Origin of the sequence: Thalassotalea atypica, assembly GCF_030295975.1 — a bacterium.
GTDB classification, from domain to species: Bacteria; Pseudomonadota; Gammaproteobacteria; order Enterobacterales; family Alteromonadaceae; genus Thalassotalea_F; species Thalassotalea_F atypica.
Map to the genome: position 1 here is coordinate 1,370,931 of NZ_AP027364.1, position 25,880 is coordinate 1,396,810.

Genomic DNA, 25,880 nt, shown 5'->3' on the forward strand with positions numbered 1-25,880 from the left:
ACAACATGACAATCGAATTTTTTTTCTATATGGCCGCTGCTATTGCCATTATTTCAAGCATAAAGGTTGTTTCAAGTCGGCATAGCGTACATGCGCTTCTTTACCTTGTTCTATCGCTGTTAGCGGTTGCTGTTTGCTTTTATTTAATGGGAGCACCCTTTGCTGCTGGCTTGGAAGTCATAGTATATGCAGGAGCTATCTTAGTTCTTTTCGTCTTTGCTGTGATGATGTTTGGCCTGACACAGGACGAAACAGCGCATTCCCCTCAAGCTGGTGGTCTGATTAACTGGCTTGGGCCGATTATACTTGGTGGAGCGTTACTTGTGATCTTGATTGCCATTATAAATCAGTCTCAACTTCAACAACATCTAACGGTTAATATCATTGATGCAAAACAAGTGGGAATCTTGCTTTATGGTCCATATTTACTCGCTGTTGAAATCGCTTCATTTCTCTTACTCGCTGGGCTAATTGCTGCATATCATTATGCAAAACCCGATGTTTTGGGAGGACACTTATGAGTGAAATACCGTTAACACATGCCTATATTCTGGCCAGCATATTGTTCCTCATCGGTTTTGTCGGCGTTATTGTAAGAAAGAATACCTTGTTTATTCTAATGAGTTTGGAAGTGATGCTAAACGCTGTTGGCGTCGCGTTTATTGGCGCGGGCAGTGCATGGCATCAGGCTGATGGCCAAATCATGTTTATTCTCGTTCTAACACTTGCAGCTAGCGAGGTTGCCGTTGGTTTGGCACTACTCATCAGAATGCAGAAAAAGTTTCAAAGTGTCGATATAGACATTTTATCTAAGATGCGAGGTTAGGTAATAGATGAACCTTTTAGCTTGGTTACCCTTTTATCCCCTGGTGAGTTTTCTGATATTAATTGCTTTTGGCCAGCGCTTGAGCTGGACTGTGGCAAGTCTACTGAGCGTGGGGAGTATTGGCTTGAGTGCGCTCTCTAGTATGGTATTGGTGAGTCAGCTAGCCTCCACGTCAGATCACTTAATGGTCACCGAGTTATGGCAGTGGTTTTCTTTTACCGCCCCCTATTTGGAGACTGCCGTACCGATCAGTTTTGGCTTTACATTGGATGCGTTATCAGGCGTGATGATTTTGGTCGTTTCTGGCGTTGGCTTTCTAATTCATGCATTTGCTGCGGCTTATATGAAACCCGATCCCCATTTTACTCGTTTCATGGCGTACATGAATCTGTTTGTTGTTGCGATGCTGATTCTAGTGCTAGCTGACAATTTAGTGCTGCTTTATTTGGGCTGGGAAGGCGTGGGTCTTTGCAGTTTTTTGTTGATTGGTTTTTGGTATCAAGATAGAAATAATATGCTTGCTGCGCGTAAAGCATTTATTGTCACTCGTGTTGGAGATACCTCGTTAGCGATAGGGTTATTTTTATTATTTAACACTTTAGGTGACCTAACCATTGCTAATGTTAATGCAGAAGCTCCGCTATTGTGGGAAGTTGGCGACAATGCCCCGTATTGGATTGCCCTATTTTTACTTGGTGGTGCCGTTGGGAAATCAGCACAATTACCGTTACAAACTTGGTTGCCTGACGCGATGGCTGGCCCTACTCCTGTAAGTGCCTTGATTCATGCCGCAACCATGGTAACTGCTGGCGTATATCTTATTGCTCGTATGAACGGTTTATTCATTTTAGCGCCGGAAGTCATGAATTATGTGGCGTGGATAGGTGCAGGTACATTGTTACTTGCCGGTGTTGCTGCCTTGGCTCAAACGGATATCAAACGGGTTTTGGCCTATTCGACCATGAGCCAAATAGGCTACATGATGCTGGCTCTAGGAGCTGGCGCTTGGTCAGCCGGAGTATTTCATTTAATGACGCATGCCTTTTTTAAAGCATTATTATTCTTAAGTGCAGGCGCTGTTATTCTTGCCTTACATCATCAACAAAATTTATTCAAAATGGGCGGTTTATTCAAAAAACTTCCTATAGAAAGCACATTATTTAGCGTTGGCCTCGTGTGCTTAATAGCTTTACCGGGAACATCGGGCTTTTTCTCTAAAGAAGCGATTATAGGCTCTCTGTGGTCGTCTTCGACGGCAGGACCTACTTTGTGGTGGGCAGCAATTGTTGGCGCATTGATAACGAGTATTTATAGCTGTCGATTATTCTTTCTCGCTTTTTTAGGAGCCTCGCGAGTGGAGTCTGCTGTTGAACAAAATAACAGTAATTTAATGGTCATGGCTTTAAGCGTTCTTGCTGTGCTTTCTATCGTAGGTGGATTTATCCCTTTGGATCTTACTACGGTACTACCATCTCACGCCACCAACGTGAGTACTGAACCGATCTGGTTACATCCATTGGCCATTGCAACCCCTTTTATCGGCGTTGCTTTCTCTTGGTTTTATTTTAAAGAATATCGGAGCAAAGCGCCTGTTAATTTAATTGAACCAACAAGTAAATGGAGTGAATTTTGTAGAAAGGGCTTAGGTTTTGATGGTTTATATCAAACCCTGTTGGTCAATCCATTTTGCTTTATCGCCAATTTAAATCGCAAAGATATATTTGATCAATTATTGATGTTTTTCGCATGGTATTCAAAATTGTGCCATGACGCTTTGTCTGGACTGCAAAACGGACAAGCACGTTGGTTTGCCGCCAGTATTGGTCTTGCGGCATTATTTTTAGTTGGAGTATTCTTATTATGATCATCTCGTCATTAATGCTTCTACTGCTGCTTGGTGGTATCTTCGCTTGGTTCTTGGACAGTAAATTCGACAATAGTGCTCGTTGGATAGCATTAGCTGCAACATCTTCTAGCCTATTGTTCTTTATTGTTTTTCTTGCGAACAGTGAATTGAATTTTGCTCAACTAAATACGCTACAAAGAGTGTCATGGATATCATTTTTAAACATCGAGTATGCAATTGGCATTGATTATTTAAGTGTGTTGATGATTTTGTTAACTTTGGCGTTGAGTATTATTTGCGTATTAGTGTCTTGGCAGGAAATTCAAGATAAACGGGGTTTTTATTATTTTAATCTTTTAGCGTCTATCGCGGGTATCATCGGCGTTTTTAGCGCAGTAGATCTATTCTTGTTTTTCTTTTTTTGGGAAGTCATGCTATTGCCAATGACTGCTCTAATCGCCGTTTGGGGTCATGAGAATAGAATATTCGCGGCGATTAAGTTTTTTATTTTTACTCAAGTGAGTAGTTTATTGATGCTCACGGCGATTATTGCCATGGCATATTCACATGTAACTATCACAGGCCAACTCAGCTTTTACTATCAAGACTGGCTCAGTATGGAACTGCCACAGAATATTGCGCGCTGGTTAATGTTAGGTTTTTTTATTGCTTTTGCGGTGAAGCTACCATCTATCCCTGTTCACAGTTGGTTACCCGATGCTCATACACAAGCCCCTACGGCAGGTAGTGTATTACTGGCAGGGGTTCTGTTGAAAACTGGAGCCTATGGCTTAATACGTTTCGTTATTTTCTTATTTCCTGACGCCAGTCAGTGGTTTGCATTTATTGCGGTGCCATTGGGAGCATTCAGTGTGATATATGGAGCCAAATTAGCTTTTGCTCAACGTGACATCAAACGAATGGTGGCTTATAGCAGTATTAGTCACATGGGTTTTGTTATGTTAGCGCTATTTAGCTTTAACGCCTTAGCATACAAAGGGGCAATTATAACTTTAGTGGCTCACGGACTAAGCAGTGCGGCACTGTTTTCATTAGCAGGGATGATATATTCACGCATCCACTCGAGAGACTTGTCTGCAATGGGAGGGTTCTGGCATGGTGCGCCTAGGTTAGGTGGATTTGCCTTAGTGTTTGCATCAGCTGCTTTTGGATTACCTGGTCTTGCAAATTTTATTGGTGAATTTTTATCTCTGGTCGGCGCGTTCAAGCAATTCCCTCTTTATACTGCGATTGCTGCCTTAGGATTAATTGGCTCTGCAATATATGGCATGGTGTTGTTTCAATCATCGTTTCACGGGCCAACAAAAGTGGAAATTACTGACATTAATTCTCGTGAACTAACGGTAAATGCCTGTTTATTTTTACTTTTATTATTACTTGGGCTATTTCCTGAACTCGTTTTGAAGCAACTCCCAACACTGGCAAGCGCTTGGGGTGAGCCCCTTGTCGCAATTGGTAAAGGAGTATCATTATGTTAAATCAAATATTAGCACTTTCTCCGCAGCTTATCATTGCGCTTGCTATTACCTTTATGTTGCTATTAATCGCAATGAAGAGAACACAACGTATTATTCAAATATATACCTGCTTGGCCTTAGGGCTAGCAACAATACAATGTTTTAATCTGCTTGGCATTGAAACGACGCAAGTCACTATATTGCTTTCGGTTAGTACCATGGGAATATATGCGCAGATATTGGTTTACTTATCTGGCTTAATGGTTGCCAGTTTAAGTTATAAATTTTTGATGTATCAAGTTGAAGTGCACGATGAGTTTTATTTGTTGATATTGCTCGCGATATTGGGCGCCAGTGTTTTAGTGGTCTCGGATCATTTTGCTGCAGTTTTCTTAGGGTTTGAAATATTAAGTATTTCCCTTGTTGGCTTGGTAGGCTATTGCAGAGAAGGGGACCTAGCGATTGAGTCGAGCTTTAAATACCTCATTTTAAGTGCGGTCGCTTCGAGCTTTATGTTGCTTGGCATAGCGTTCATTTATGGGGAGTTGGGCTCTTTGTCATTTAGCAGCGCCATAAGTCCTGAACACACATTCTCAAATTTTTATTATGCGGGCATGTTGTTGTTTTTATTAGGTGTTGCATTCAAATTAGCGTTAGCGCCTCTGCATTTATGGGTAGCTGATGTGTACCAAGGTGCTCATACGTTAGTCACCTTGTTTATGGCAACAGTCACTAAGGTCGCCATGTTTATCGTGCTCTTGACGGTAATAACGAGTTTCTCAATTTTTCAAGAGGCTATTTTCATCAAAATGCTCGTATTTATTTCTGTGCTGTCTATGATTATCGGTAATTTTCTTGCTTTACGTCAGTCGGATGTTAAACGCCTATTGGCGTATTCTTCAATCGCACATATGGGCTATATACTCGTTGTTGTTGTTATCACAAACACCGATGCGATAGTATTTGCTAAACAAAGTGCCTTGGTGTATTTGTTTGCTTATGTGCTCGCCAGTATGTCCGTGTTTTATGTTGTTTTTCAGTTCAATTATCGTTACCTAAATGAAGACGTCACTCGTGTTGATGACTTCAAAGGATTGTTTTGGAAAGACAGGCCGTTAGCATTGCTAACACTTGTAGGCTTGTTGAGTTTAGCAGGCATTCCTCTATCAGCCGGATTTATAGGAAAGTTTTATTTATTTTCTCACGCGGTATTAGCTAACCAATGGATTTTGATAGGCGGTATGGTTGTAGGAAGCGGAATCGGTCTATTTTACTACCTGACATTGATCATTAATTTGTTTTCAGCGGTCGATAAATATCAAACACTTGATAATGCAAAGCAAGTTGTTGAAGATATGAAACTGCCTCAATCAACAGGCTTAGTTACCAATAACTATTCGTTAAATTTCGTTGTAACTCTAATTATTTTAGGTTTGGCGATTGGTCTTTACCCTGATGTTTTACTCAAATTAATTGCCTTAACTTAGAGCCCTTTTTTAAGCCGTCATTGACTCTTTACCTCATTTATCTTCCCAATAAATAGTATGTTTGACTAATGTAATTGGCGAAACATGCTAATGCTTTATAGATAATTAATCTAAGTAATTGAATTTATTAGTTATAAATTAGTGGCGCGATACTTGATACTAAGCACATAATGAATCATAAATAAGAAAAACACGGATTTTAAAATGAGATTAACGAAATGTTTAGTACCGGCAGTACTTTTTACACTGCTTTCAGGTTGTGTGGTTATTGCTAAACCGTCAACAGCCAATGTGCATCTGCAACGGGAGCTTACTATTGAGGTAAACGATATTGTTAAGTTAGATATCGATGCGGGAGCGGGTGAATTACGTATTATCGGGAGTGATACAGCTTCTGATATTTCAGTAAAAGCAGATATTTATACAGCTAAAGAAGGTAGCAATAGTTTTGAATTAAGCTTAGATAGCGATCATACCAAGGCTTATTTAATATCCAAACTTAACACATCTGGTTTTTGGGTTGGCAATTCTCCACGAATAGATCTTGTAGTTACTTTGCCAAAGCACCTTGCTCTTGATGTTACCGATGGCTCTGGTGATTTATGGATCAAAAACATTGATGGTAGTGTTGAGTTAGATGACGCTTCAGGTCGCGCAACATTGGCTAATATTGGTGCAAACCTTGCGATTGAAGACGGCTCAGGTGCGTTAATTGTTTCTGATATTGAAGGAATGCTAGTTATTGACGATGCTTCGGGTGATTTGAATGTTACTAACATTAACGGTGATGTAACAATTGAAGACGGGTCAGGCGCGATGAGTGTCGACAATATTGGTGGTCAGGTGTCAATTGTTGATGCCTCAGGTGATATGACGGTAAACCAAGTGATAGGAAACGTTGAAATTAAAGATGGCTCTGGCGAGCTAGAGGTTAATAACGTTAATGGTACTGTGGATATCGATGATGCCTCAGGCAACATGCTTGTTAAAAATATTACAGGTAAGGTTACGGTCAACGATGGATCAGGCGACATACATGTAGTCAAAGCAGGAGGGCTCAGTATTATTGAAGCTGGCTCCGGAGATTTAAAAGTACAACAAGTGAAAGGTGAATTTGAAATAGGGAGTTGAAAAAACTAGACCAAACTCGTAGTGAGTTTAGTCTTTAAGTGAATTAGTTTTAGATCTGTCATTATACCCTTTGGGTAATGCCCTAGCTATCAAACTAGCTAGGGCTTTTTTATTTTTTCAACTTATAGCTACTAGTTTTTGTTCATCTGATTAAGCAAGAAAGCAGAAATTTCTGACGCCGCATTTAGGGTACTTGTCGCACTTACTGCGCCTCGACCTGAACTGTCTGTAAATGGAGCAATTTCCATCATATCTGCGCCTGTAATTGGGTAATTATCTGCAAGCGCTTTTAGTATCTTCATTGCTTCTTCTGGCGATAAGCCATTCGGCTCTGGCGTGCCTGTTGCAGAAGCAAATTCTTCATCGAGAGCGTCAATATCAAAACTGACATAAAGCTCATCAATATTTTCTGGTGCTAACTGTGCCTTGATTGATTCAATTACAGCGTCTACACCTTTCTCCTTAATCTCATGGGCCCAATGTTGCTTAACGCCGAAAGTGCCTTCCCAGTGCGACTTTGGTTTACCGCTAGAGCGAATGCCTACTTGAATTAAATGATGGTTCTCATGAAGATCTTCCAATATGTGCGTACACCAAGAGCCAAAACATAAATCGATACCTAATCGCTCCTTGAGTAAATCGGTGTGAGCATCAAAGTGAATAATCGCCGTACGTTTTCCATTGGCCTTTTTAGCTTGTAAATAGGCCTTAGTTAATGGGTAACTGATTGAATGGTCACCGCCGATACCAAATATGCCTTTATCTGGATACTGGGCGTAAAAGTCATGTAATACATCTTCTGTAATAGATAGTGGACTAACTGGGTAATTTGATTGTTCGTCCTGATATAACGCGCGACGGCAATTGGCCAGTGTTGCATCATTTAAGTATTTATCATGCAGTAAATGTGGAATAACGCGGATATCGCCTAAATCGAAGGCTTTTAGTTCGGGATATTGTTTTAAAAGTGAAGAGCGCAAAAATAGTGGTCCCCAGTTTGCTCCACGTAAAATACCACCACCACAATCAGAGGCAATACCTAGAATAACGGCTTTATCTTGCGCTGAAATATTATTGATTGATTCTTTCCACAACGTTTCAATGCCATCTGTTTTACCATAAAGCGCTGAGTGCAAAGCTTCCTTTCTTTCCTTAGCGGTATTGACGGTAAACACGCCGTTGCCAGGAGGGCATAAACAATTTGCAAGTTTTTGAAAAAAATCAGAATTTGGCTTTGTCATGTTGAATCTCTAATTGTTCAGTTTTGAAGTCATATGCATATAGCAATTGATATGTTTTTTGGCGTGATGTTTCACATGTTTTATGGCTGAATTATTAGTTCAGTTACAATAATAATGTCAATCACCTCTTAAGTTTTTCGTAAAAGTCTATTATGATGCGCCAAAAAAGTGGCAGTATTATAGCAAATTAGGGCATTTAGATGAATATAAAAAATATTTACTTGTCACTTTGCATATTTATGGATATACCTACTAATAAGTATTTAACAGAATCTTAATAATTAACTTTTCTTTTCATCTCAGCACTTCGCGAATAATGATTGCTCGCTATTTATAAGTGGGGTTGGAAAAGAAAAATGACTCATTGCATAAACATGCTATGGGCATTAGCTGGAAATCAAAACTATATGGCAAAATCTCTGGTAATTGTGGAATCGCCAGCCAAAGCGAAAACAATTAACAAGTATCTTGGTAAGGATTACATCGTAAAATCTAGTGTTGGTCACGTGCGTGACCTTCCAACGAGTAGTACTGGCAAAAAAGTAGCAACTAAGCCTGCGGCTGAAGTAAGAAAAATGTCACCAGAGGCCAAGGCGAAATATAAAGCAAAGCGTGATCGCCTAGCCTTAGTCAATCGAATGGGTATTGACCCAGATAAAGACTGGCAAGCACAATATCAAATATTGCCCGGTAAAGAAAAAGTAGTTGCCGAATTACAAAAAATTGCAGCAACTGCTGACACTATCTATCTCGCGACCGATTTGGATAGAGAGGGAGAGGCAATTGCGTGGCACTTGAAAGAGATCATTGGTGGTGGCGATGATAAGTTTCGCCGCGTAGTATTTAACGAAATTACTGAAAACGCGATTCAACAAGCCTTCGCTACGCCAGGTGAGTTAAGTATGCCTGGAGTTAATGCTCAGCAGGCGCGTCGATTTTTAGACCGCGTTGTTGGCTTTATGGTGAGCCCTCTACTTTGGAAAAAGGTTGCCAGAGGCTTATCAGCTGGGCGTGTTCAGTCTGTCGCGGTGAAGTTAGTGGTTGAAAAAGAACGTCAAATTAAGGCGTTTGATCCGCAAGAATTTTGGGATGTTTCTGCAGATACCGTAAACAGTGACGGTATTAAGTTACAACTTGATGTCACCCACGATGGCGGTAAAGCTTTCAAACCTAATAATAAAAAGCAGACAGATACTGCTTTAGCGATTTTAGAAAAAGCAGAGTATAAAGTTGCGAAGCGTGAAGATAAACCATCGAAAAGCACGCCATCTGCTCCATTTATTACCTCAACACTTCAACAAGCGGCAAGTACAAAATTAGGCTTTGGTGTAAAACGTACGATGGGTCTAGCACAGCGTCTGTATGAAGCTGGCCATATAACGTATATGCGTACCGATTCAACCAATCTGAGTGCCGATGCAGTATCGATGGCACGCAGTTATATTAGCGATACTTTTGGCGATAACTACTTACCAGAAAAAGCTAAAGTTTATGGCAGTAAAGGAAATGCGCAAGAGGCGCATGAAGCGATCCGCCCTTCAAATGTCAAACTTGAATCTGCTTTTATGGAAGGTATTGAAGCCGATGCCAAGAAATTGTATGAACTGATTTGGCGTCAATTTGTTGCTTGTCAAATGACCGCTGCTCGCTATGACGTATCAACCATTACGGTATCTGCCGATAAGTTCGACTTAAAAGCAAAAGGTCGTGTGATGAAGTTTGATGGTTGGACACGCGTTCACCCACAACTTTCAAAAGGTGATGATAGACACTTGCCTGATTTAAGCATTGGCGAAGTGCTTACACTTAAAGCTCTAGAGCCTGCTCAGCACTTTACTAAGCCGCCGGCTCGTTTTGGTGAAGCATCGCTTGTAAAAGAGCTTGAAAAGCGCTCAATTGGTCGCCCATCGACATATGCATCAATAATATCGACCATTCAAGATCGCGGTTATGTCCGTTTAGATAAAAAACGATTCTATGCAGAAAAGATGGGTGAAATAGTTACTGATAGTTTATCAACTAGTTTCAGCAACTTAATGAGCTACGATTTCACCGCCAATATGGAGCAAGAGCTTGATAATATTGCAGGTGGTGAAATTGAATGGAAATTGGTGCTTGATCAATTCTATGAAAACTTTAAAGGTCAGTTAGCCAATGCTGATATGCCGACAGAAGAAGGTGGCATGCCAGCTAATGAGCCGGTAATTACTGATATTGATTGTCCTACCTGTGGCCGCAAAATGGGCATTCGTACCGCATCTACCGGTGTTTTCCTTGGTTGTTCTGGTTATGCTTTACCGCCAAAAGAACGCTGTACAACGACAATGAACCTTACGCCTGGTGAAGAGGCTGAAGATGTCAATGTATTAGCAGAAGATCAAGAAACTGAAGCCTTACGTGCGATGCATCGCTGCAAGAAGTGCTCAACAGCGATGGACAGCTACTTGATCGATGAAACACGTAAATTGCACGTATGTGGTAATAACCCTCAGTGTGATGGCTTTGAACTGGAAAAAGGTGAATTCAAAATCAAAGGCTATGATGGCCCAGTTTTGGAATGTGACCGCTGTAGTGCGGAAATGCAGCTGAAATCCGGTCGATTTGGTAAGTACTTTGATTGTACCAATGAAGAGTGTAAGAACACCCGCAAATTATTGGCTAATGGAGAAGCTGCTCCACCAAAAGAAGATCCGGTGCACTTGCCAGAGCTACCTTGTGAAAAATCAGATGCGCATTTTGTACTTCGTGATGGTGCTGCGGGTATATTTATGGCGGCAAGCTCATTCCCGCGTTCTCGCGAGACTAGAGCCCCTAAAGTAGCAGAGTTACAACGTTTTAGGGATAGAATTTCACCGAAATTTTATTATCTAGCCGATGCGCCAGCAGAAGATCCTCAAGGCAATCTTGCGGTTGTTCGTTATAGTCGAAAAACCAAAGAACAATACGTGATGACCGAGATTGAAGGGAAAGCGACCGGCTGGGTAGCTAAATTTGTAGACGGTAAGTGGGTTGAAGAGCAAACCAAGAAAGCCGCTAAGAAACCCGCTAAAAAATCCACTAAAAAGAAAGCCTAGTATGGTACTTTTAGTTTGAAAAAATAAAAAGGCGCTTTGCGCCTTTTTTAATGCCTGTAATTATTCAAACCAACGTGTAAGTGTAACAACTTCTACAGCATTCCATAAAAATTCTACGACTAATATCTCAATATCTCCTTGTGTTAACTCACTTCAAAGTAGCCACAGATGTTGATTTTTTGTTAATTCTAGTTGCAGTAATTTACGCTTGATTTTCATCCTGTCCCAATTTTTCCAATTTAACGTAATTTGTCGCAATTTAGCCTCAAAACAGTTGTGCGTCGTTATCTCATGAGTATAATCCTTTCGGCAAAAAATGAACCATGAATATGTATTTAACTAATTGATTTATAAGGTTATAAATTGTTATGTTTCATTGTTTTTTGTAACTGAACTGTACGTCTGAATCATTTTATTTCGTGTTAGTTTAATTTTTTTATTTTCGTTGTTTTGCTGAAATGGATTTTAATAAGGCCCTATTTTGATTAGGGAAGTGAAAGTTATTCAATTGGATCCATTATGGTTAAGTATCAATTAAGCTTATTTATCTTTCTTTTCTGCTCTGTAATCTCGACCTCAATTTGTGCTAAAGAGCCTGTAGATATCTTAATCATCAATGGTCGAGTGTTGACCATGGATGATCAACTCAACGAATACTCCTGTGGCGTGGTTGCAATAAAAGGAAACCGAATCGTCGCTATAGGCCCTCAATCAATGGCACAAAGGTATCAGGCACAAACAACACTGGATGTTGACGGTGATATTGTCATGCCTGGTTTGATCAATGCGCACACCCATGCCTCGATGTCACTATTTCGTTCATTGGGAGATGATGTAGCTAACCGATTGCATAACTATATTTTCCCATTGGAGAAGGCCTTTGTGTCTCGTGAGATGGTTTATAAAGGGGCGCGCCTTGGCAACTTGGAAATGCTTAAAGGTGGAGTGACGACCTACGCCGATATGTATTACTTTGAAGAAGAAGTTGCAAAAGCAGTTGATGAAATGGGCTTACGAGCAGTATTGGGCCAATCCATCATCAAATATCCACAAGCTGATGCAAAAACGCCCAAAGACGCTATTGAGCTTACAGAGCAGTTCATAAAAAAATATAAAGGACATCCGCGTATTACTCCGGCATTTGCTCCACATGGCCCCTACACTAATTCTACAGACGACCTAAAAACCGTTGCACGCCTTTCATTAGAATACGATGTTCCCGTACTTACACACCTAGCCGAGTCTAAAAAAGAACAAAATGTTATCGCAAAACGAAGTGGTGGTTTGTCACCAATCGCTTACTTGGAAAGCATAGGTGCGTTAAACGAAAAGCTTGTTGGTGCGCATGTCATATTGGCCGGTGAACAAGATATAGCTTTACTAAAAAAGCATCAGGTTGGTGTTGCTCACAACATGAGTGCAAATATTAAGTCAGCTAAAGGCGTCTCACCTGTGGTTGAAATGTTGAAGCAACATGTAGATGTTGGGCTTGGCACTGACGGGCCTATGTCTGGCAATACATTAAGCTTGATTGATGAATTTAATCAAGTCGCGAAAGTTCATAAACTATGGCATCAAGACCGTAGTTTGATGCCAGCCATTGATGTTATCAAAATGGCAACTATAGGTAGCGCTCGTGCGCTTAATCTAGCAAAAGAAATTGGCTCACTTGAGCTTGGCAAACGAGCAGACATTATTGTTATTAGTACTAAATCTCCCAACATGACACCTATCTATAACCCTTATTCCGCACTGGTATATTCAGCAAATGCTACAGATGTTCAGCACAGCATTGTCGATGGTAGGTTACTAATGAAAAACAGAAACGTATTAACCGCAGACGAAAAAGAAATTATCGATCAAGCGACAGCTTTTAGCCAAGAAATAAAACAAAGTTTGCTTCAGCAAGGAAAAAGCATTTTATAGCGATGCGCATCATGAATCTCAGTATGTGAGCATCGTCAAATTCAACCAATTGTCCTTTAAAATTAGAGATTGTAATACAATGAAACTTAACGTTTTAACAAGAAGTATCAAGGCATCTTTGTGCTTACTCCCTTTGACATTGCCATCGACTGCATTAGCAGAAGATGCAGTGGAGGGGGAATCAGCCAAACTTGAGGTGATCCAAGTTACGGCGCAGCGCCGTGTACAAAACTCAAAAGAAGTGCCGGTGTCGGTGTCTGTTATGAGAGATGAATTACTTGACGCCTCTTCAGCAGGTGGTGCTGACATTCGCTTTATGTCTGCACGTATCCCGAGCTTAAAGATTGAATCTTCGTTTGGCCGTGCCTTTCCTCGTTTTTATATGCGAGGCTTAGGCAACCCAGACTATGATCTCAATGCATCTCAACCTGTGTCACTGATTTATGATGACGTCGTTCAAGAAAACCCTTTGCTAAAAGGCTTTCCTGTGTTTGACGTAGAGAGCGTTGAAGTACTTCGAGGTCCTCAAGGAACGTTATTTGGTCGCAATACGCCAGCTGGACTTGTTAAATTCACATCTAAGCGTCCGACACAAGACACAGAGGGATATTTCTCAACGTCATACGGCAGCTTGGACAGCATTACAACGGAAGGCGCACTCAGCGGTGCATTGACAGATACGATATCGGCACGAGTGTCTTTGTCTAGTCAAACGCGTGACGATTGGATTGATAATAAAGCTGAAGGCCATGAGGAAGAAGATGTATTAGGTGGTTACGACGATCATGCTGCTAAAATTCAATTGCTTTATCAACCGAATGATAATTTCTCAGCACTATTTAACTATCACTACCGTGATTTAAATGGTACGCCAACGGTTAACTACGCAAGTGCAATTAAGCCTGGTACGAATGAACTGGTTGACGATTTTGAACGAGATGAAATCTACCATGATGCTGCGGATCGAGCCACGCAAACCGTTAAAGTCAACGGTGGCAGCTTAACATTAGAGTACGTGATGCAAGATTACACGCTAACATCAGTGACAGGATATGAGTCTGTTGTTGCGTTCTCTCGTGCCGATGTTGACGGTGGTTATAACCCAGAAGATGGCTCTGACGGATTAGGGAAAGTAAATAGCTTTACTGTAGAAAGTGCTGATGGCATTCCTGAACATAGCCAGATCACTCAAGAGTTTCGTGTGGCATCAAATGAACTAGGCCGCTTGGATTATCAATTCGGTTTGTTCATTTTTGCTGAAGATGTAGAAATTGATAGTTTTAACTACAATGCGGACGGCACAGTTAAGCGTCATTTGGTTCAAAATCAAAAAACAGATGCATGGGCATTATTTGCTTCCGCTGACTATGACCTAACTGAGCGATTAAATGTTACTGCCGGTATCCGTTATTCCGATGATAAAAAAGACTTTGATGCAGAGCGTATTGTGTGGACCGATAGTTATGCGCAGTTTGAAGAAAATGTTGAAGATTCAGCCATCAGTTGGGATTTAAGCGCAAGCTATAAATACTCAAATGACACGAACTTATACGCACGTCTAGCGAAAGGTTTTAGAGCACCTAGTATTCAAGGCCGCGTGATCAAAGGTGATGCGGAGCCAAGTGTAGCGGACTCTGAAACGATTCATTCAATAGAAGTAGGTGTTAAATCAGATGTTTTAGATGGTGCAGGTCGCGTTAACTTTGATATTTACTATTTCCAAATGAATGATCAACAAGTGACGGCACAATCAACATTTGATGAAAGTGCCCAAAAAGAGCTGATCAATTTAGACAAAACTATTGGCTATGGCTCTGAATTAGACTTTCAGTACGCCATGACTGAAAACGTTACGGTTACAGCCGGTATTAGTTATAACTACACCGAAATTCAAGATGAAGATGCTGCGATCGCCGCTTGTTCATTCTGTGAAATCAACGATCCTGTTGATGAGAATGGCCTAGTGGGTGTTGACGGTAAGTCGCTACCACGTGCTCCTGAATGGATTGGTAACTTCACCATTAGCTACTATGCTGATCTTGGCGAAGGTGAATTTTATGCATACACCGATTGGTCTTATACCAGTGAAGTTGAGTTTAACTTAATGGGAGCTGAAGAAATGTCTCAAGACGCTTATTTGGAAGGCGGATTGAGAATGGGCTACCTTTGGAGCTCATCTTACTATGACTATGAAGTGGCTACATTTGCACGTAACATCACAGATGAAACAGCAATCATTGGTGGTTTAACGATAAATAACTTAGCAGCTATAGTTAACGAAGGACGTTCATTAGGGGCTGAGTTTAAAATGAGCTTCTAATCATTACTTACAAGATAATAAAACCGCATTTGTTAGTGCGGTTTTTTTATGTCTTTTCTGTCACGAAAATTAAGAAGAGGCAGCTGTGTTCTAGTCGAGAAATTCCAGTTCATCAATCACTTTTCTTGCTTGTGCGATCGTACAGTCAGTTCGCGCCATTAACTGATTCACGGTAATGCCTGAGTTTTGTGTGGCAATAAAAACTAATTCCTCAAACGTAAATGCTTCTTGCTGTTTTCGTAAGAATTTTGCTAGCCACTGCCAACTTTCCTCTTCAGAGCCTTCTATCACGTTAATGATGGCAAGCAGTTGTTGTTTATCAGCAACAAGTTTCCAATTTCTAGAGCGGCCAATACGATTAAGTTCACAATTAAGACCACGTATGTGAGCTTTTAGTGCGTACGCTTTCATTGTCCGCCGTAAAAATGAAGGCAAAATTATTGGTTTGATCTTAGTTACCACTTGCCGCCTTTATCTTTAGCAAAAATAATATTATATGAAAGTAGCTGTTATTCTATAACGTAAACAGCCAGCAAAAGCTGGCTGTTTCTTGTTTTACAGTCGTAAACTACCATTTCTTTTTGGGTTGAAATAACATATCCAATTCGTCTTCTTCGTCCTTCGCTTTCGATGCTCTATCTTTTGCGTTGGTTGATTTCAGCTCATTGGTGATCTGTTCTAGCTTATCTTCTATTTCTTCTTTTTTGTTTACGGTATATTCACTTTGATTGGCATGATTTTCAATCGTTTGTAAGGCTTTTTCAAAATATTGCCTTGCTGAACCTAGCATCTCTTTACTTGCCGCGGTGTTACCTCGTTTCATCAAGCTTTCAATGTTGATTCGAAGCTGCATAGTATCTAATCGAGCATCTTCTCTGATGAAAACTTGCGAGTCCAATGCGCCTTTTGATTGTTCTGATTTAATAACAGCACGTAATTTTTTAATACATTGTAATATTTGTACCAATTGCTGCTCATTATCTGGCAGGATAAATTTATCATCTTTAGGCACATGATTCTTAAGCGCTTCTTGAGATGCTTTTAACCTAGAATCAAGCTCTTGAACTCGACTTCCTATACCTTTTAATTCAGGCATGATTTGCTTCATTTGCTTGGCAGCAAGCAAACTACGTGTATTCAATATCGTAATTACCATTGGGTTCTCTGGTAATAAAGCGAGATTTAGAATTAACTCTTCGGTTTCATCAATTATAGCTTTTTGCTTAGAAACTCGAGCGCGCTTTTCTTGTTCAATTTTTTCTTTATGCTGTTGGATCGCATTCACCACTACCACAACGATAATAAGCGCAACGATCAAACCAATGATTACAAACATCATGTGTTTTATTCTCGGTTAAATGATCAAACTACTTTAAGCAGTCTACAAAAATTGTCTTAATTAGCATAGCGGAAAAAGGACTAATTACTGAAATTTAGCAGAAAATATTGAAATACCTCAATGAGCAGTAACTCCCTTGTTACAGTTGAGGTTTTTCCTGTTGTAATAATCAGGTAAATTGACAAAAAAACATCTTTTTTAAAAATTATATGGAATATATTTTAGGTTAAGTATATATTTTTAGAATAAGTGACTCGTCAAACCTAATGGTATTTCATCAATGAAACTTCAGCAGCTTCGTTATATTGTCGAAGTGTTAAACAACAATTTAAACGTTTCTGCAACTGCAGAAAGTTTATTTACTTCTCAACCAGGTATCAGTAAGCAAGTGAGAATGCTTGAAGATGAACTTGGTATTCAAATTTTCGGCCGTAGTGGTAAACACCTAACGCATGTCACCTCTGCGGGACATGAAGTTATTACGATTGCGACAGAAATTTTATCGAAAGTTGAAGCGATAAAGGCGGTTGCCCGAGAGCACACTCAGCCCGATGAAGGTAAATTGAGAATTGCAACGACACATACACAGGCGAGATATGCTTTGCCAGATGTTATCAAGGGGTTTATTAAGAAGTACCCAAAGGTATCTTTGCATATGTATCAAGGAACACCGGCACAAATCAGTGATTCTGCTGCCAAGGGGGATGCGGACTTTGCGATAGCAACCGAATCTCTCCATCTGTACAGCGATTTGATCATGTTGCCGTGTTATCACTGGAATCGTAGTATTATTGTGAGAAAAGATCACCCGTTGGCAACCAAGAAAAATTTAACTATTGCAGATATTGCTCAATATTCATTGGTTACTTATGTCTTTGGCTTTACGGGACGCTCTGAGCTTGATACCGCATTCAGTAACGCAGGATGCGAGCCTAAAGTGGTCTTTACTGCCACAGATGCTGACGTCATCAAGACGTATGTTCGTTTAGGCGTTGGTATCGGCGTAATCGCGACGATGGCAATGGATGACAATACTGATAGTGACCTTGTTACGTTAGATGCAAGTCATTTATTCAAAGCAAGTACTACAAAAATTGGCTTTAGGCGTGGGACGTTCTTACGTGGTTATATGTTTGATTTTATCGAACGATTTGCGCCACATTTAACGCGAGATATTGTAACTCGTGCGATGTTGCTTAAAAATAATCACGAAATAGAAGAACTGATGTCAGACATAAAATTACCCGTTCGCTAATAGATGTGTGATCATTCAGGTACAAGAATTCAGTATTAAAAAAGGCAGCCACAACGGCTGCCTTTTTAGATCAGAAGGGCAGAAGCCTAACGACTAACATTCAATAATATTCACTGCTAAGCCACCTCGTGAGGTTTCTTTATATTTGGTCTTCATATCATTGCCCGTATCCCACATGGTTTTTATTACTTTGTCCAAAGAGACTTTATGTGTACCTGTGCCGCGAAGTGCTAATCTAGAAGCGTTAATCGCTTTAACCGAGCCCATTGCGTTGCGCTCAATGCACGGCACTTGCACCAATCCGCCGACAGGATCACACGTTAAGCCTAAATTATGCTCCATACCGATTTCAGCAGCATTTTCGACTTGTTTAGGAGAGCCGCCCATGATTTCTGTCAGTGCACCTGCAGCCATCGAACAAGCTACACCTACTTCAGCCTGACAGCCACCTTCAGCGCCAGAGATCGTCGCATTGGTTTTATACAAAATGCCAATCGCAGCAGCTGTTAGTAAGTACCGAATGCAATCTTCATCGTCGACTTTTTTGATAAATTTATCGTAGTAGCAAAGCACCGCAGGAATTATGCCTGCAGCACCGTTTGTTGGTGCAGTCACGACACGACTTCCAGCTGCATTTTCTTCATTGACGGCTAATGCAAATAAATTAACCCAGTCCATTGCGGAAAGCGGGTCAACATTCTTCTCGACAGATAAAGAGCGATGTAACGCTGGGGCGCGGCGGTGCACTTTTAATCCTCCAGGCAAAATGCCTTCTGTACGCATGCCGCGTGCGACGCTGTCTTTCATTGCTTGCCAGATATTGACTAAGCCTGTGCGGATAGTTGCTTCATCATTCAGGCATTTCTCGTTGTCCATCATGATGGTACTAATGGATAGTCCTTTAGTGGTCGCTTCTGAAATAAGCTCATCTGCCGTTGAGAATGCATGAGGTCTTGCAATATTGCTGTGCAAAGACAACGCTTTATCTTTTTCCTTTTCAAAATCACAATCTTGAACGATAAAACCACCACCAATGGAGTAGTAGGTTTCTTCTTTAATAATTTGATCATTTTGATAGGCAAATATTGTCATTGCATTTGCATGTGCCGGCAGCGTTTTTCGGCGGTGATATACAATGGCAGTGTCTTTGGGGAAGGCAACTTTATGAGTACCATTTAATTCGATTTTTTGTGAGTTAACCGTCTGGTTTAATAATGTTTCAATACTATCAACTGGTATACTTTCTGGAGATTGCCCGGCAAGTCCTAAAATTACCGCTTTTCCAGTGCCGTGGCCAATACCTGTTTGGCCCAGTGAACCAAATAATTCAGTACGAACTCGATCAACCGAGCCCAGTAAGTTTTCTTGCTCAAGATGCTCGACAAATAGTTTAGCGGCGCGCATCGGTCCAACAGTATGCGAGCTTGATGGCCCGATACCAATAGAAAACATATCAAATACACTTATCATCTTATTTCCTGAATAATAATTGGATATTAAAACTTTATCTGAAATTAAAGTCGGTAATGTTACCTGAAAGTTGTCTGTTTAGGAAACAGATTGAAATCATATTGAAGTAATTTACCGTGGTATATAATAATGATTATAGAACATTGATGGGGAGAGTTATTTGATGTGGTTCACCAGATCGGCCATCATGGCGGCAGTGGCACCCCAAATATTATATTGCTTATAGGGCATAAAGTAGATTAAATGACTTTTTCCTTTGTGAAAAGTTTCTACTTTGTGATGGTTTTCAGCGCTCATAAAATGATGTAATGGTACATGAAATATTTCAGCCACTTCATTATGATCCTGAATATATTGTTCTGGTTGTTTGATCACGGCAACAATGGGCGTGACAACATAACCTGTGATGGTTTGGTAGGGCTTTAACTGACCAATAATTTCAACGTTTTGCTGTGGTAAACCAATTTCTTCTTCCGCTTCTCTTAGTGCTGTAGCTATATGATCGGGATCAAAAGGCTCAACCTTACCGCCGGGAAAACTAATTTGTCCTGGATGATGCTTTAAATGTGCTGCACGTTTTGTTAGTAAAATGGACAATTGATCGTCCATTTCAGTAATGGCTATAAGCACTGCGGCGGCTCTGGTTTGCTTGGGGTAAATAAATTTATGGAATGAAGGCTGAAGTGAATTCAGTTTGAAACGTTTTATAAACTCGCTTCTTTCCATAGACGACTACCTCTATTATTTTACGTATATAGAAAGTATTGACTAGCCAAGCAGTGGAAGGATTTTGCTGACCTTGTCAAACGTTTCTTGATATTCACTGTCCACATTAGAATCTGCGACTAAGCCACCCCCCGCCCAACAATAAATTGAGTTGTTTTCGCAAATTAAGGTGCGAATGGTAATGCTCGAGTCCATTTTTCCACAAGCGGATAAGTAACCGATAGATCCACAATAAACACTTCGGCGGTGAGGTTCAAGTTCTTCAATAATTTCCATCGCACGAATTTTAGGGGCGCCAGTAATTGAGCCCCCTGGAAAAGTAGCACGTAGTAGATCCGTGTTGTTTTGATCGTCTTTAAGTTGACCTTCTACAGTGCTGACTAAGTGGTGAACAGCGGGGAAGCTTTCAATATCGAATAACTTTGGCACAACCACGGTGCCAGGTTGACACACTCGGCTAATATCGTTTCGTAATAAGTCGACAATCATTAAATTCTCAGCACGATCTTTAGTCGCTACTTGTAGCTCATTTGACAACTGCAAGTCTTGCTTATGATCTTGGTGACGAGGCCGTGTACCTTTGATGGGTTTGGATTGGACCAATCCATGGTTCACACTTAAAAAGCGCTCTGGCGATATACTTAGTACGCAAGCACCATCCGCTCTGATAAACGCAGAAAAGGGGGCTTTGTTCTCTTCGCGAAGTTTCAAGTAAGCGGCAATTTCACTGCCTTGATATTGCGCTTGGAATCGTTGCGCTAGGTTAATTTGATAGCAATCCCCGCTTAATAAATATTCTTGCACTCGGTCAAATTTATTCGCGTATTCAACAGGTGTCATGTTTGATTGCCATGGAGATGTCAATGTGAACTCTTGTTTGGCATCATCTTGTTCAAATGCGGCTTGTAAATACTGAGTTAATGCTTCTCTTTGTTCATCTTGACAGATCAAATGATACACTTTGTATTTACGGTCAAAGACTAATGCGTGAACGTATATGCCTACAGCCATATCCGGTGCAAAGATATCTTTGTCGGCAATGACGGGCAAGCGTTCAAATTCACGCCCTAAATCATAACCAAAGTAACCCACTGCACCGCCGAAAAATGGTAGATCATTTTCTTGAATATCAATACCCAAAAATAGCTCTTGCTGTATATTTGCTAAAATAGCTAGAGGGTCATCATCTGATGTCATTGATTCGCCTGTTGCATGCACGCAAATACGAGTAGAAGAGTTAATCGTCGTTAATGTGACCAATGGTTCAAAAACGAGAATATCGAACCGACTATCAACATGCTCGCTTTCACAGGAGTCTAGCCACATCGCCCAGTTTTGATCGGCAACTCTAGCGAAAAAGTTTGTATGACTAGCACTATCTCCAAAATGAATTGGCGAAGATGTCATGGGCGAATTATTATTTAATTTAGGTAATTTAATCACAGTTCAATGCGTTGAAAAAGGGTATTACTTAAAGGCTTTAATGCTAATAAGATACTGGTAGCTATAGGTTAAGCAGGGTATCATATCGGCAATTTTATAACTTTCAACTATAGATTGTTAATCAATAAAATCCTACCAAAGATTAAAGAGAAAAATATGGGCATTATCAAACAACAAGATTTCATCGAGAGTATTGCCGATGCGTTGCAATATATATCTTATTATCATCCATTAGACTTTGTTCAAGCACTTGAAAAAGCGTATCACAAAGAAGAAAGCACAGCAGCGAAAGATGCTATTGCACAGATTCTAATAAACTCAAGAATGTCAGCCATGGGCAAGCGTCCAATTTGTCAAGATACCGGTATTGTTACTTGTTTTGTTAAAGTCGGTATGGCGGTTAAGTGGGACGCAACTGACTTAACTGTGCAACAAATGGTTGACGAAGGTACACGTCGTGCTTATTTAAATCCTGACAATCCTTTACGCGCGTCAATCGTTGCCGATCCTACGGGCAAACGAATCAATACCAAAGATAACACGCCGTCAGTTGTTCATATTGAAATGGTCGCTGGTGATGAAATTGAAGTGATGATAGCGGCTAAAGGCGGCGGTAGTGAAAACAAAACCAAAAGCGTGATGCTTAACCCAAGTGACTCAATTGCTGACTGGGTAGTAAAAACACTACCAACCATGGGAGCTGGTTGGTGTCCACCGGGGATGTTAGGTATAGGCGTAGGAGGCACAGCTGAAAAAGCAGGTGTACTTGCGAAAGAAAGCTTAATGGATCCAGTAGATATTCAAGAGTTAATTGAACGTGGTCCAGAAAATGCGGAAGAAGAGCTGCGTTTAGAAATTTACGAACGTGTTAACAAGTTAGGTATTGGCGCGCAAGGGTTAGGTGGGTTAACGACAGTGGTTGATGTTAAAATTAATGCGGTACCAACACACGCAGCATCAAAACCTGTCGTGATGATCCCAAATTGTGCGGCAACGCGTCACGTTCATTTTCATCTAGATGGCTCTGGCCCTGCGAATTTAACGCCACCTAAACTCGAAGAATGGCCTGATATTACATGGGAAGTCGGTGATGACGTTCGCCGTGTAAATGTTGATGACTTGAAAAAAGCTGACGTGAGTGACTGGAAAACTGGTGAAACGGTGTTACTTTCAGGCACTATTTTGACTGGACGAGATGCTGCCCATAAACGAATTCAAGATATGTTATCAAAAGGCGAAACTCTACCTGTAGATTTCACCGACAAGTTTATTTATTACGTAGGTCCAGTTGATGCCATCGGCGATGAAGCAGTTGGACCTGCTGGCCCAACAACGGCAACACGCATGGATAAGTTCACTGAAATGATGCTTAACGATACTGGTCTTTTAGGTACAATCGGTAAAGCAGAGCGTGGCCCTGCCACTTGTGAAAGCATCAAAAACCACAAGTCAGTTTATTTAATGGCAGTTGGCGGAGCGGCTTACTTAGTGTCAAAAGCGATCAAAAAAGCGAAAGTGGTAGCATTTGAAGAACTAGGCATGGAAGCGATTTACGAATTTGAAGTTGAAGACATGCCAGTAACTGTGGCTGTTGATAGCACAGGTGAGTCTGCTCATGTAACCGGGCCGCAAATTTGGCAAAAGAAAATTGAAGTGATGGACGCATAATCATTCATATCGATTAGTTCATAAAATTGTATTTTAAAAGCACTCGCAAGGGTGCTTTTTTATGCACGTAATTCAATGGTGCTAAAAACGTACTTAACGAATGGATCATTTCGTGCTTTAATACTGTAAAAATAAACAGTTTAAAGTGCCATTATGCTTGAATTAACTTCTTTTCTTGAGTCTTATAATTTTACCCACGTGTTAATTCTCTCTCTATTTGTCTATGCAGTCATTGCGACTTTTGTTTTGTATCGTCATCAGAAAAACTTAACGAAGTTACTGCTAGAAAAACAGCTCCAGTGTGAGGAGCAAAATAGCACGACACAAAAACATTACCTTGATGGGCAAATCGCTGATTTAAGAATGAAGCTGATGAGACAATCTGCGGATCAAAATGAAAAACACCAGCAGCTTATTCATCAACACCAACAGTCTTTGCAACAAATGCTGCAAAATCATCAACAGAGTTTCCTACAAAACCAATTAAAATCGATAGATCAAATTACTGAGCACCTCAATAAAACCAGTCGTAGTAACCGCGAAGAACTGGCAAGTAATATGAGCAAACTTGCTGAAACAACCGATAAACGCCTGTTGGAAATTAGCGGACAAGTGGATAAACGTTTAAATGAGGGATTTGAGAAAACCACCAAAACATTTAACGATATTTTAAAACGTTTAGCATTAATTGATGATGCGCAAAAGAAAATTACCGAGCTTTCAAGCAATGTTGTCAGTCTCCAAGAAGTTCTTGCAGATAAACGCTCACGCGGCGCTTTTGGTGAAGTGCAACTAAATGCTTTAATAAGGAATGTTTTACCTGAAAATCAATTTGCGCTGCAGCATACCTTGTCTAACGGCAAAGTGGCGGATTGCGTCTTATTTTTGCCTGAGCCAACAGGAAATGTCGTTATCGACTCTAAATTTCCTCTTGAAAGTTATCGAGTACTTACCGACATTCATGCAGAAGAATTATTACGTAAAAACGCAGCGAAGCAATTTAAAACCGACATTAAAAAGCATATCAATGATATCGCCAGTAAATATTTAATTGAACATGAAACCGCAGAAGGGGCGGTTATGTTTATCCCAGCAGAGGCGGTGTTTGCTGAAATACATGCCCACCATAGTGACTTAGTGGATTATGCAAATAAACAACGAGTATGGCTTGCTTCACCCACCACGCTAATGGCGATATTAACAACGGCAAGAGCGGTGATTAAGGATGAAGCAACGCGACAACAGGTGCATATTATTCAAGCGCACTTAGGTGAGCTATCGGTTGATTTTGAGCGCTTTAAGGGAAGATTTAATAACTTAGCGCGGCACATTGATCAAGCCGCAACCGACGTTAAACAGATTCATACTTCAGCAGATAAGATCAGCAAACGATTTGATAAAATTGAACAGGTCGAATTAAGTGAAACTGACGATGCGAAGCAAGCACCGTCAAATTTAGTGGGTATTAATCCCTAATGGTCGTATCGATAAGGCTCAGCAGATATTAATATTTGTCAAATTTCACGTTGCTTGAAAAGTCTAGATTACTGACCGAGTCGAATTGCTGAACGCGATTTCTACCTTGCTCTTTCGCCAAGTAAAGCGCTTTATCTGCTTGGATCAACAAGTATTTCAGACTGTCGTGACGAGATTGTTTAGCGGTAATACCAAAACTCGCCGTACAATTGAAGTTAGCCGTACCCACTACCGGAATGATATGATTTTCTATAGCTATCCTCATTTTTTCAGCAATATTATTGGCTTCTTGCAGTGTGGTCTCCGGTAACGCTATGGCAAACTCTTCGCCGCCAATACGTGCAAAGAGATCCTGTTTTCTGCATTCTGCTTCAATGACTTTAGAAATTTCAACTAAGCACAAATCCCCAACGTAATGACCGTATTTATCATTTATCGATTTGAAATAGTCAAAATCTAGTAAGACCAAGCTAAACGGTCTTTGCAGTTGGATAGATGCATCAAACAACAAATTACCTTGCTCAAAAAAGCAGTGGCGATTTGCGATGCCTGTTAAGGCGTCAGTTGTTGCTTGTCGCGTTAATTTGGCTTCATTGCTTTCTATTTCATTAGCAAAAATAGTGAGTACAACAATAACTTCAATCATGTTAACCAAAATAACCGATTGATAAATAATATGATTAACACTATCTGAGAGGTTTATAAGAGGAAAAGCATTTAGCGTATTTTCACAGTATAAATACAAGATTACTGCTATTATACTTAAACTGATTTTCTCTTTTTTCTCTTTTAAATCAAAGAGTAAGTACACCCCTGTTGGAACAAGGAAATAATAGAGATGAAAACCTGATGCGTTGGTCACATAAATATTAGTGCACACCAATAAATGCACCATTAGGACGCTAAAAAACCAAAGTTTACTGCCTCTATGGGCATTAAAATAGTTGAATGACAGCGTGAATGCATACGCTATGGTGAATACCAAGTTTATCAAAGCAACTAAGGCATTATCCAAAACCAATAGATAGGCCAACGTATAAAGCCCTGAGACTATGGTCGTAAATAATCCAATGATATTGGTAATTCTTACTTTATTAGCAGCTGAAAAAGTCTGGTTATACGTACCAGTATCAATAATTTTAGTAAGTTTCATGAAAAATAAAGTTCTTAAGTT

Annotated in this window: 19 protein-coding genes; 12 read left to right on the forward strand and 7 right to left on the reverse strand. The window is 40.4% G+C overall.

Going from position 1 to position 25,880, the window contains the following annotated elements:
- Positions 1-5: 5 nt before the first annotated feature.
- From nuoJ to QUE03_RS06415, 6 genes are all read left to right on the forward strand, one after another.
- Positions 6-521, forward strand: a complete 516-nt coding sequence (gene nuoJ / locus QUE03_RS06390) for an NADH-quinone oxidoreductase subunit J (RefSeq protein ID WP_286266291.1) — start codon at positions 6-8, stop codon at positions 519-521.
- Positions 518-826 carry an NADH-quinone oxidoreductase subunit NuoK gene (gene nuoK, locus QUE03_RS06395; protein WP_286266293.1) on the forward strand — a complete coding sequence of 103 codons (309 nt, stop codon included), beginning with the start codon at positions 518-520 and terminating at the stop codon, positions 824-826. Before nuoJ ends, nuoK begins: the two co-directional genes overlap by 4 nt.
- A 7-nt stretch (positions 827-833) precedes the next feature.
- Positions 834-2,690 (forward strand): NADH-quinone oxidoreductase subunit L, encoded by a 1,857-nt coding sequence (nuoL, locus tag QUE03_RS06400; RefSeq protein WP_286266295.1) that lies wholly within the window; start codon positions 834-836, stop codon positions 2,688-2,690.
- Positions 2,687-4,171 carry a complex I subunit 4 family protein gene (locus QUE03_RS06405; protein WP_286266297.1) on the forward strand — a complete coding sequence of 495 codons (1,485 nt, stop codon included), beginning with the start codon at positions 2,687-2,689 and terminating at the stop codon, positions 4,169-4,171. The genes nuoL and QUE03_RS06405 overlap by 4 nt, the downstream gene beginning before the upstream one ends.
- A complete protein-coding gene (locus QUE03_RS06410) occupies positions 4,165-5,637 on the forward strand; it encodes an NADH-quinone oxidoreductase subunit N (RefSeq protein WP_286266299.1) in 1,473 nt (490 codons plus the stop codon). Before QUE03_RS06405 ends, QUE03_RS06410 begins: the two co-directional genes overlap by 7 nt.
- Positions 5,638-5,841: 204 nt before the next feature.
- Positions 5,842-6,768, forward strand: coding sequence for a DUF4097 family beta strand repeat-containing protein (locus QUE03_RS06415; RefSeq protein WP_286266300.1), 927 nt, complete (start codon positions 5,842-5,844; stop codon positions 6,766-6,768).
- 131 nt (positions 6,769-6,899) lie between these two features.
- Here QUE03_RS06415 and QUE03_RS06420 read toward each other — a convergent pair whose 3' ends face one another.
- Entirely contained in the window at positions 6,900-8,009 is a 1,110-nt protein-coding gene (locus QUE03_RS06420; RefSeq protein ID WP_286266302.1) for an arginase family protein, read from the reverse strand.
- A gap of 407 nt (positions 8,010-8,416) precedes the next feature.
- Here QUE03_RS06420 and topA point away from each other — a divergent pair, with 407 nt between their 5' ends.
- From topA to QUE03_RS06435, 3 genes are all read left to right on the forward strand, one after another.
- A complete protein-coding gene (gene topA / locus QUE03_RS06425; protein ID WP_286267776.1) occupies positions 8,417-11,083 on the forward strand; it encodes a type I DNA topoisomerase in 2,667 nt (888 codons plus the stop codon).
- A 519-nt stretch (positions 11,084-11,602) separates the two neighbouring features.
- On the forward strand, positions 11,603-13,009 hold the full coding sequence (locus QUE03_RS06430) for an amidohydrolase (RefSeq protein ID WP_286266304.1): 1,407 nt from the start codon (positions 11,603-11,605) through the stop codon (positions 13,007-13,009).
- Positions 13,010-13,088: 79 nt separating this feature from the next.
- A complete protein-coding gene (locus QUE03_RS06435) occupies positions 13,089-15,329 on the forward strand; it encodes a TonB-dependent receptor (protein ID WP_286266307.1) in 2,241 nt (746 codons plus the stop codon).
- Between the two features lie 90 nt (positions 15,330-15,419).
- Here QUE03_RS06435 and QUE03_RS06440 read toward each other — a convergent pair whose 3' ends face one another.
- Together QUE03_RS06440 and QUE03_RS06445 are read right to left on the reverse strand one after the other, a co-directional pair.
- Positions 15,420-15,791: a ribosome recycling factor family protein gene (locus tag QUE03_RS06440; RefSeq protein WP_286266308.1), complete on the reverse strand. Its 372-nt coding sequence runs from the start codon at positions 15,789-15,791 to the stop codon at positions 15,420-15,422.
- A gap of 106 nt (positions 15,792-15,897) precedes the next feature.
- Entirely contained in the window at positions 15,898-16,668 is a 771-nt protein-coding gene (locus QUE03_RS06445; protein WP_286266310.1) for a hypothetical protein, read from the reverse strand.
- Between the two features lie 280 nt (positions 16,669-16,948).
- On the opposite strand from QUE03_RS06445, the gene cysB reads away from it, so the two are divergent.
- A complete protein-coding gene (cysB, locus tag QUE03_RS06450; protein WP_286266312.1) occupies positions 16,949-17,923 on the forward strand; it encodes an HTH-type transcriptional regulator CysB in 975 nt (324 codons plus the stop codon).
- Positions 17,924-18,016: 93 nt separating this feature from the next.
- Here cysB and QUE03_RS06455 read toward each other — a convergent pair whose 3' ends face one another.
- From QUE03_RS06455 to pabB, 3 genes are all read right to left on the reverse strand, one after another.
- Entirely contained in the window at positions 18,017-19,393 is a 1,377-nt protein-coding gene (locus QUE03_RS06455; protein ID WP_286266314.1) for an L-serine ammonia-lyase, read from the reverse strand.
- A gap of 156 nt (positions 19,394-19,549) precedes the next feature.
- On the reverse strand, positions 19,550-20,119 hold the full coding sequence (locus tag QUE03_RS06460) for a CoA pyrophosphatase (protein ID WP_286266316.1): 570 nt from the start codon (positions 20,117-20,119) through the stop codon (positions 19,550-19,552).
- Between the two features lie 42 nt (positions 20,120-20,161).
- The gene (pabB, locus tag QUE03_RS06465) at positions 20,162-21,526 is read right to left on the reverse strand and encodes an aminodeoxychorismate synthase component I (RefSeq protein ID WP_286266319.1); all 1,365 of its coding nucleotides are present in this window, start codon (positions 21,524-21,526) and stop codon (positions 20,162-20,164) included.
- 192 nt (positions 21,527-21,718) lie between these two features.
- Here pabB and QUE03_RS06470 point away from each other — a divergent pair, with 192 nt between their 5' ends.
- Both QUE03_RS06470 and QUE03_RS06475 read left to right on the forward strand, forming a co-directional pair.
- Entirely contained in the window at positions 21,719-23,230 is a 1,512-nt protein-coding gene (locus QUE03_RS06470; RefSeq protein WP_286266321.1) for a fumarate hydratase, read from the forward strand.
- A gap of 153 nt (positions 23,231-23,383) precedes the next feature.
- Complete coding sequence (locus tag QUE03_RS06475; protein WP_286266323.1) at positions 23,384-24,706, forward strand: DNA recombination protein RmuC; 1,323 nt, start codon at positions 23,384-23,386, stop codon at positions 24,704-24,706.
- A gap of 28 nt (positions 24,707-24,734) precedes the next feature.
- Here QUE03_RS06475 and QUE03_RS06480 read toward each other — a convergent pair whose 3' ends face one another.
- The gene (locus tag QUE03_RS06480) at positions 24,735-25,859 is read right to left on the reverse strand and encodes a GGDEF domain-containing protein (RefSeq protein ID WP_286266325.1); all 1,125 of its coding nucleotides are present in this window, start codon (positions 25,857-25,859) and stop codon (positions 24,735-24,737) included.
- Positions 25,860-25,880: the final 21 nt, after the last annotated feature.